Origin of the sequence: Bacteroides sp. 43_46 (assembly GCF_001915455.1) — a bacterium.
GTDB lineage: Bacteria > Bacteroidota > Bacteroidia > Bacteroidales > Bacteroidaceae > Bacteroides > Bacteroides caccae.
On the sequence record NZ_MNQN01000143.1, the window covers coordinates 208166 to 217484 of the forward strand.

The 9319-nt window shown below is 44.1% G+C and carries 7 protein-coding genes; 5 read left to right on the forward strand and 2 right to left on the reverse strand.

Going from position 1 to position 9319, the window contains the following annotated elements; all coding sequences use genetic code 11:
• Positions 1-5: 5 nt before the first annotated feature.
• The gene (locus BHV72_RS19500; protein ID WP_122118528.1) at positions 6-902 is read left to right on the forward strand and encodes a CPBP family intramembrane glutamic endopeptidase; all 897 of its coding nucleotides are present in this window, start codon (positions 6-8) and stop codon (positions 900-902) included.
• Here the strand turns inward: BHV72_RS19500 and BHV72_RS19505 are convergent.
• A complete protein-coding gene (locus BHV72_RS19505) occupies positions 874-3006 on the reverse strand; it encodes a Tex family protein (protein WP_122295993.1) in 2133 nt (710 codons plus the stop codon). The genes BHV72_RS19500 and BHV72_RS19505 overlap by 29 nt on opposite strands.
• A gap of 117 nt (positions 3007-3123) precedes the next feature.
• Between BHV72_RS19505 and BHV72_RS19510 the strand changes: the two genes are divergently transcribed.
• The 3 genes from BHV72_RS19510 (at position 3124) to BHV72_RS19520 (ending at position 7785) form a co-directional block, all read left to right on the forward strand.
• Complete coding sequence (locus BHV72_RS19510) at positions 3124-5049, forward strand: sensor histidine kinase (protein WP_022042099.1); 1926 nt, start codon at positions 3124-3126, stop codon at positions 5047-5049.
• Positions 5046-6791, forward strand: a complete 1746-nt coding sequence (locus BHV72_RS19515; protein WP_286857761.1) for a bifunctional metallophosphatase/5'-nucleotidase — start codon at positions 5046-5048, stop codon at positions 6789-6791. Before BHV72_RS19510 ends, BHV72_RS19515 begins: the two co-directional genes overlap by 4 nt.
• 91 nt (positions 6792-6882) lie before the next feature.
• Positions 6883-7785, forward strand: a complete 903-nt coding sequence (locus tag BHV72_RS19520) for a helix-turn-helix domain-containing protein (protein WP_286857764.1) — start codon at positions 6883-6885, stop codon at positions 7783-7785.
• Positions 7786-7837: 52 nt separating this feature from the next.
• Here BHV72_RS19520 and BHV72_RS19525 read toward each other — a convergent pair whose 3' ends face one another.
• Positions 7838-8422, reverse strand: coding sequence for a Crp/Fnr family transcriptional regulator (locus tag BHV72_RS19525; RefSeq protein ID WP_005676434.1), 585 nt, complete (start codon positions 8420-8422; stop codon positions 7838-7840).
• 107 nt (positions 8423-8529) lie between these two features.
• On the opposite strand from BHV72_RS19525, the gene BHV72_RS19530 reads away from it, so the two are divergent.
• On the forward strand, positions 8530-9249 hold the full coding sequence (locus BHV72_RS19530) for a DUF3845 domain-containing protein (protein ID WP_286857773.1): 720 nt from the start codon (positions 8530-8532) through the stop codon (positions 9247-9249).
• Positions 9250-9319: the final 70 nt, after the last annotated feature.

Genomic DNA, 9319 nt, shown 5'->3' on the forward strand with positions numbered 1-9319 from the left:
TAAAAATGGAGGCAGAAAACATTGTGGATAAAAAAGAACTGAAGGGACTTCCTATATGGGCGTGTATTTTGCTGTTTATAGTGGTGTTTTTTGTGTTTATGTTGTTGTATAGTGCATTGATACAAGGATTCCTTTCATTGGTTCTTGGAGTGGAGGCCCGTCACCCCGGAATAGTGGGGTATATTCTGCAAGAGACGGGTATGCTTTTGGCCGCTTTGACTTCTGCTGTTATCATGCTTCGTTTTGAACGGCGTCCGTTCTCAGACTTGGGCTTGTCTGTCAAAGGACATGCGCGAGGATTGTGGTACGGATTGCTGATAGCTGTTCTGTTTTATCTGGTTGGCTTCGGACTGTCTCTGCTTTTGGGAGAAATAGAAGTGACCGGTTTTAAGTTTGAACCAGTGAATTTGCTCGGTTCGTGGGTCTTTTTTCTGTTGGTGGCGTTGTTTGAAGAGATTCTGATGCGCGGCTATATTCTCGGACGGCTGCTTCATACACGTATGAATAAATTCCTGTCGCTATTTATATCATCAGCATTGTTTGCCTTGTTACATATCTTCAATCCGGAAATAGATTTCTTGCCTATGCTCAATCTGCTACTTGCTGGCATGCTGCTGGGAGCTTCTTACTTGTATACAAAGAATCTTTGTTTCCCTATCTCCCTTCATCTTTTCTGGAACTGGATTCAGGGACCGGTGTTGGGCTACGAAGTGAGTGGTAACAATTTCATATCTTCTATGCTGACTTTGCATCTGCCCGAGGACAATGTACTGAATGGCGGAGCCTTCGGGTTTGAAGGCTCGCTCATTTGCACAGTACTTATGATTGTATTGACGATTCTGATTGTTTGGTGGGGGGAAAAGAGAGAGGCGATCAGTCTTGCGGTACCCCAATCATGCTAAGTTGGATTCGTTTGCGGTCGGTATCCACATTTATAATCTTGACCATAACTTGCTGGTGAATGGATACGATTTCCGTAGGGTCGGAAATATATCGTTCGGCCAGTTGGGAGAGGTGTACAAGGCCATTCTCCTTGATACCTATATCGACGAAGGCACCGAAATTAGTGATGTTGCCTACAATGCCCGGAAGTATCATTCCTTCGCGCAAGTCGTTGATCGTACGTACGTTCTTATCAAATTCGAATACCTTAATGGTTTTACGAGGGTCACGTCCCGGTTTGTCGAGTTCTTGTAGGATGTCCTGTAAGGTAGGCAGTCCGACGGTGGGAGTGAGATAGTCGGAGATATTGATTTTCTGCCGGAGTTCCTTGTTAGCTATCAGTTCGTCGACGGTACATTTCAGGTCTTTGGCCATTTGCTCTACGATGTGGTAGCTTTCCGGATGTACGGCAGTGTTGTCCAACGGATTTTTGGCTCCAGGGATACGGAGAAAGCCGGCACATTGCTCAAAGGCTTTGGCACCCATGCGTGGGACTTTCATCAGTTCTTTCCGTGAGTTGAAGGCTCCGTTTTCTACACGATAGTTTACGATGTTCTGTGCCAGTTGAGGTCCCAGGCCGGAGATATACGTCAACAAATGGCTACTGGCTGTGTTCAGGTTGACACCAACGAGGTTGACACAGTTTTCTACTGTCTGGTCGAGTGCTTTCTTTAGCTTTGTCTGGTCCACATCGTGTTGGTATTGACCTACGCCGATAGATTTGGGATCGATTTTAACCAGTTCCGCCAATGGGTCCATGAGACGGCGGCCGATAGAGACTGCTCCCCGTACTGTAACGTCATAGTCGGGAAACTCATCGCGAGCGATCTTGGAAGCTGAATAGATAGAAGCTCCTTGTTCACTGACCATGAATACGGGAATTTGGCGGTCAAACGTCTGACGGTTGATAAAGTCTTCCGTCTCGCGGCTGGCCGTTCCGTTGCCGATAGAGATTGCTTCTATCTGATAGGCTTCTATCATCTTGCGGAGTTTGGAAGCGGCTTCGCCGGGTTTGTTGACCGGGGGATGCGGATAGATATTTTCATTATGTATCAGGTTACCTTGTGCGTCTAGGCAAACTACTTTGCATCCGGTACGGAATCCGGGATCAATTGCGAGCACCCGTTTCTGTCCCAATGGAGCGGCAAGCAGTAGCTGGCGGAGGTTTTCCGTGAACACGCGTATGGCTTCTTCGTCCGCTTTTTCTTTGGATTGGGCGGCAAATTCCGTTTCAATGGAGGGTTTGAGCAGACGTTTGTAGGCATCGGCAGTGGCTTCGCTTACCTGATGGCTGCATTCGTTATTGCCTCGTACGAATTGGCGTTCCAAACGTTCGATACACGTCTCATCATCCGGAGTGATAGAGACTTTCAACAGTCCTTCCGATTCTGCACGGCGGATAGCCAGCAAACGGTGGGAGGTGCAGCGTTTCAGAGACTCGGAGAAGTCGAAGTAATCCCGGTATTTGGCAGCTTCATCCTCTTTGCCTTTCACTACTTTGGCGATGATCTCCGCCTGTCGTCCGAACTGGTTACGCACTGCGTTGCGGGCATGTTCGTCTTCGTTCACTTGTTCGGCGATGATGTCACGGGCACCTTTTAGGGCATCGTCTATGTCTTTCACGTCACCTTTGACGAAGGAGGAGGCGCGGACGGCAAGATTATTCTCCCGTTGTAGCAAGAGGATTGTGGCAAGCGGTTCGAGTCCTTTTTGGCGGGCGGCTTCCGCACGGGTTTTCCGTTTGGGTTTGTAGGGGAGATAGATATCTTCCAGTTCCGTAGGGTTCCAGGTGTCGTTGATGCGCTTCTCGAGCTCGGCGGTCAGTTTACCTTGTTCGGTGATAGTACCGAGAATCGTTTCCTTGCGTTTGGCTATATCGCACAGCTTATCGTGTCGCTCCTTGATCTGCTCTATTTGAACTTCATCCAGTCCACCCGTAGCTTCTTTACGGTAACGGCTGATGAATGGTATAGTGGCACCTTCACCCAAAAGATGAAGGGTGCTGGCGATTTGTCTTTCCGGTATGCCTAATGATCCGGAAATCATCTTGTGAAATAATTCCATAAACAGTTTTTTGAAAATGAATGAGCGACAAAAATACATATAAATCTGTTATACCCGACAAGTTTTGTTATATTTGCATGCAAAATAAAAAAGGTCGCAGATTAAAACAACACAATTATGTCGAGATATGTAGGATACCTGTTCGTCTGTATTCTTTGGCTGTTCGTGCCTATGGGGGCATGGGCTGTCTCTAAAGATAAGAATCCCATTCTGATTATCTGCTCCTATAATCCGGCAGCGCACCAGACTTCGGTCACCATTTCCGATTATATGGAAGAATATGGCAAACTGGGAGGGCAGCGTGACATTATCATTGAAAACATGAACTGTAAAAGTTTCTCGGAAGCTCCGCTCTGGAGTGATATGATGACGCAGATTCTTTCTAAATACCAGGGAGAGAAGCATCCGGGACAAATTATTTTATTGGGTCAGGAAGCATGGGCGGCTTATTTGTCACAAAGGGATTCGATGCAGATAAAAGTGCCGGTCATGTGTAGCCTCGCGAGTAGTAATATCGTAATATTACCGAAGGATACCGTGAAGAATCTTGATAGCTGGATGCCCGAATCCGTAGATATTTTTGCTGACCACATGGATATTCCGGAACTCGAATCGGGCTTTATTAATCAGTATGACATAGAGGGGAATATACGTATGCTCCGGACGTTTTATCCAAAAACGGAGCATATCGCTTTTATATCGGATAATACGTATGGCGGTGTGACTATGCAGGCATTGGTACGGAAGGAAATGGAAAAGTTCCCCGATTTGGATTTGATTCTTATGGACGGGCGTAAGCATACTATCTACACGATTGTGGAGGAGTTGAGACATTTGCCGGAAAATACGGTTATTATGGTGGGGACTTGGCGTGTGGATATGAATGAGGGGTATTTCATGCGGAATGCCACTTATGCCATGATGGAGGCGACTCCCGCTATTCCGGCTTTTACACCTTCTTCGGTGAGCTTGGGGTCTTGGGCAATTGGCGGTGTGCTTCCTGACTATCGGAAAGTGGGAAAGGAAATGGCACAGGAATCTGTACGAATGGATAGTCAGCCGGGAGATACGGCGAAACATCTTTCCGTGATTGGTTGTAAGGCTGTATTGGATAGCCGAAAGGTGAAGGAATGGGGATTGAATCCGAAAGTCTTGCCTTTTGATGTGCAGCTTATTAATCAGCCAGTTTCTTTCTATCAGCAGTATACGTATCAGATTTGGTCCGCTTGTGCGCTGTTTGTGATATTGGTGCTCGGATTATGTATTTCGCTGTTTTATTATTTCCGCACGAAACGTTTGAGGGATGAATTGTTGAAATCGGAGAAGGACCTGCGTGTAGCGAAGGATAGGGCGGAAGAATCGAATCGTCTGAAAAGTGCTTTTCTAGCTAATATGAGCCATGAGATACGAACGCCGTTGAATTCTATTGTCGGCTTTTCGGATGTACTGGCGGTAGGCGGCAGCACAGAGGAGGAACAACAGTCCTATTATCAGATTATTAAGACGAACTCAGATTTGTTACTTCGCCTGATTAACGATATTCTTGATCTTTCACGTCTGGAGGCGAACCGGGTGACGCTGACTTGGGAGGAGTGTGATGTGGTGCAGTTATGCAACCAGGTGGTGGCTTCTGTCAGTTTCTCGCGACGGTCGGATAATCAGTTTCTATTCAATACATCTTTCGAGAGTTTCCGAATGGAGACGGACGTGCAGCGTATGCAGCAGGTGATTATCAATTTGATGTCCAATGCCGATAAGTTTACAAAACAGGGAAAGATAACGTTGGATTTTTCGGTGAATGAGGAGACGCAAATGGCTGTCTTTTCGGTGACGGACACGGGATGCGGTATTCCGAAGGAGAAACAGGCGTTGGTGTTCGAGCGTTTTGAAAAACTGAATGAATATGCGCAGGGGACAGGTTTGGGACTGTCTATCTGTAAATTGATTGTGTATAAATGGAAAGGAGAGATATGGATTGATCCTGATTACACAGGAGGGGCACGGTTTGTTTTCTCTCACCCGCTAAATATAGAAAAAGAATGAAACGATTTACATTGATTTATGTTTGGCTTCTTTTCCTCGTGCTGTCCGTTGCGGCGCAGGAAAAAGTGGTGAAGCTGAAGATTGTACAAACAAGTGATGTGCACGGCAACTATTATCCTTATAACTTTATAACCCGTCAGGAATGGAAAGGCAGCTTGGCGCGAATCCATTCTTTTGTACAGAAAGAGCGCCGGGAGTATAAAGAGAATCTTATTTTACTCGATAATGGCGATATCTTGCAGGGACAACCTACAGCTTATTATTATAATTATATAGATACGGTATCTCCTCATCTTTGTGCGGAGATGATGAACTATATGAAATATGATGCCGGCAATATGGGTAATCATGATGTGGAAACCGGACGCAGTGTGTTCGACCGTTGGATCGGGACTTGTGATTTCCCTATATTGGGAGCGAACATCATAGATACGTCTACCGGAGAAACGTATCTGCCACCGTACAAGGTACTGAGGCGTGACGGTGTGAAAATAGTTATCTTGGGAATGATTACCCCGGCTATTCCTGCATGGCTTTCCGAAAATTTGTGGAAGGGATTGCATTTTGACGATATGGAGGAGACGGCTCGTAAATGGATGAAGATTATTCGTGAAAAAGAGAATCCGGACTTAGTGATTGGCTTGTTCCATGCGGGGCAGGAAGCGTTCAAAATGTCCGGCAAATATAATGAGAACGCATCTCTGAATGTGGCGAAGAATGTACCGGGATTTGATATGGTATTAATGGGGCATGATCATGCCCGTGAATGTAAGAAGGTGGTGAATATTGTCGGAGATTCGGTCTTGATTATTGACCCGGCCAGCAACGGGGTGGTGCTCTCTAATGTGGATGTCACTCTGAAATTGAAAGACGGGAAATTGGTGGATAAAGATATCAGGGGGAGACTTACTGAAACGAAAGATTATGGAGTCAGCGAGGACTTTATGAAACATTTCGCTTCTCAGTATGAGACCGTGAAGAGGTTTGTATCCAAAAAGATAGGTACATTTACTGAAAGTATCTCTACTCATCCTTCTTTCTTCGGTCCTTCTGCTTTCATTGATTTGATACATACGTTGCAGCTTGATATTACGGGGGCGGATGTTTCTTTCGCTGCTCCGCTTTCATTTGATGCGGAAATAAAGGAAGGGGATGTGTCTGTCAGTGATATGTTCAACCTGTATAAGTACGAGAATATGCTTTACGTGATGACATTGTCGGGAAAAGAAATTAAAGATTTTTTGGAAATGTCTTATTATATGTGGACAAATCGGATGAAATCACCGGACGATCATTTGCTCTGGTTCAAGGAGAAGCGTCGCGAAGGTGCGGAGGACAGGGCCTCTTTCCAGAATTACAGTTTTAACTTTGATTCGGCATCAGGCATTATTTATACGGTGGATGTCACCAAACCACAAGGAGAGAAGGTGACGATTGCCAGTATGGCCGATGGCTCTCCTTTCCTTATGAACAAGGTATATAAGGTGGCTCTGAACTCTTATCGCGGTAACGGTGGTGGCGAGTTACTGACTAAAGGCTCCGGGATTCCACAGGAGAAATTGAAAGACCGTATTATTTTCTCTACGGACAAGGACCTTCGCTTCTATCTGATGAATTATATCGAGAAGAAAGGGATAATGGACCCGAAGGCGTTGAACCAGTGGAAATTTATTCCTGAAGAGTGGACAGTCCCTGCCGCCAAACATGATTATGAGTATTTATTCGGGGTGGTCAATAAGTAACTAATTTTGTTCATTTTGTCAGATAATCTTTTTGTTTGGTTGTATATCTGATTAATAGCTGGTATATTTGTCACTAAAAAAGAGAGAGAGTATGGAGATTCAAGGTGTTCCGAAAATAGGTATTTCTTCGGTAGTTCATTCCAAGCATATAGATCCTGACTGCATTGATGTGGTTGACAATGATATAGCGCTCTTCGATACGGAGAGCGTTGTTTCCTTGTATAGCGGACCTAGTAAGCTGGAGGTAGTTACAGTGGCCCTCTGTTTGGGAGGTGGTAGTAAATTTAATATTAGTTTACGCGAGTATGAAATAGTTCCGGGACGAATGGTGATTGTCTTGCCGAATCAGATTATCGAGCATAGGTGGTTTAGTCCTGATTTCAAGGCTATTTTCTTTGCGGTATCAAAGAATTTGCTGGAAGCATTGCCTAAAGTGGGGAATGTACTTTCTCTGTTCTTTTATTTGAAAGATTATCCTTGTTTTGACCTTACGCCGCATGAACAGGATATTATCCGGGAATATTATAGCTTTATCAGGAAAAGATTGAAGAATAAGGAGGACTTGTATCGTAGAGAAGTCGTAATGGGACTGATGCAAGGTTTTTTCTTCGAACTTTGCAATATCTTTAATAGCCATGCTCCGACTGCCGCCGCTACGGTGAAGAATAAAAGTCGGAAAGAGTATATATTCGAGCGTTTCTATGAATCTCTGATAGAATCTTATCAATCGGAACGTAGTGTGAAATTTTATGCCGACCAGTTGTGTCTGACACCGAAACATCTCTCAGGTGTGGTGAAAGAAGTCAGTGGTAAAACGGTGGGGGAGTGGATTGATGAGCTGGTGATTCTGGAGGCAAAAGCGCTTCTGAATTCTTCGAGTATGAATATACAAGAGATTGCCGACCGGCTCAATTTTGCAAACCAGTCTTTCTTCGGGAAATATTTTAAGCATTATACCGGTATGTCTCCTAAAGAATACCGCAAAAGCCGATAACGGAATATTCTGTTATCATATATGTTTTGTCTTCATTGTGCGTTGTTTTTTACTATAAGACGCCGGAACGTACCCGGCTTAGTGTTTCCGGCGTCATCAGTAGGTAAGAGGCGATATGTGCCAATGGAGCTCGTTTGATGATTTCCGGATGCGTTTCGAGCAGGAGGTTATAACGTTCACGTGCCGATTCGAAGCGCCATGAGTCCGCTTTGATTTGGGATACGATTAAAGAGTATTCCAGTATTTTTTGATAAAACATATTGATTTCCCAATTTTCTTTGGCTAACTTAAATAGCATATCCCGCGGAAACATGTAAAGAACAACAGGCTCTAATGTTTCTACAATTAGTTTTGTCGGTACTTGTTTCAGGAAACTTTCAATACACATCACGATACATCCTTCGTAAGAGAAATGTTCGGTAACATCTTTTCCGTTCTTATAGTAATACTGCCTAAGCATTCCCTTGCCGACAAAAACAATTTCATGGGCTACTTCTCCTTCATTCAGTGCTATTGCTCCTTTCGGATATTCTTCACGAATGAGAATGTTTTCGATCTGCCTTCTTCCCTCTATACTCATCTCCGGAAAGCGGGAGTTTACAACGGCGTTTACTGTCTCTCTTAATAGTGTGTCCATTTCTTTTTTGTCTTGATGTGTGCAAAAATACTAAAAACGGTTGACATAAATCAAGTGTGGCACAAAAAAGATGTATCTTTGTACTTAAAATCAAGATGTAGGCGATGATGAATAAAATTATAGGAGCGGCTGTATTGCTGCTTTGTTTTTGCAGTTGTGTGAAGGATAATGATGCGATATATTATCCTGTGGGTAATGTGGATATTGAAAAAGGCGGTCCGGCTCTGGAAGTAGGATCTAATAGTATTTTGGTGGCTGAGAGCTATAATGAAGAGGATTATGTATTGGATACGCTTGCGCAGTATCCGGGTGATCCGACTCTTGGCAAGCTGACGTTTATGATTAATCTGAAAAATCAGTCGGGAACCCGGGAGGTTGCAGAGTTCAATGGTGTAGGTAAATCCGTATTGACTATGAGCCTCGGTTACAAAGACGGTAATTATCCGGTAGAAAGCCAGATTCCTGTTTATACTTCCGCAGATGCTACTGCTAGTTATGCCATTAAACTTCGTTTAAAGGGAGAGTTAACTTTAACCGACGATGAATGGATGATTGATTATGTTTATGCTCAACTGGCCGGTTTATTCCAGTCTTATCCGCCAGCGTCTTTCCCGGAAGTCTTTATGTGTAAAGGAGGGGAACAGTCTTTTGCTACTTTTGATTCATTTCGCAGGACCTGGACATTTGATATAACTTATGATCATTCCGAGCTTTCTTTTAGTCAATTATACTTTAACTTATTTGTTAATCTGGCTGGGCAAAAGCGGGAAGACAGAATCCGGCTGAGGATAGATAAAGATGGATCAATGAATAACCCTGAGGGTTAAATATATAAATTGTTATCTTTGTCTCCAAATTAATAGCTTATGAAGTTAAATGGTTATCACCTTCTTCTTC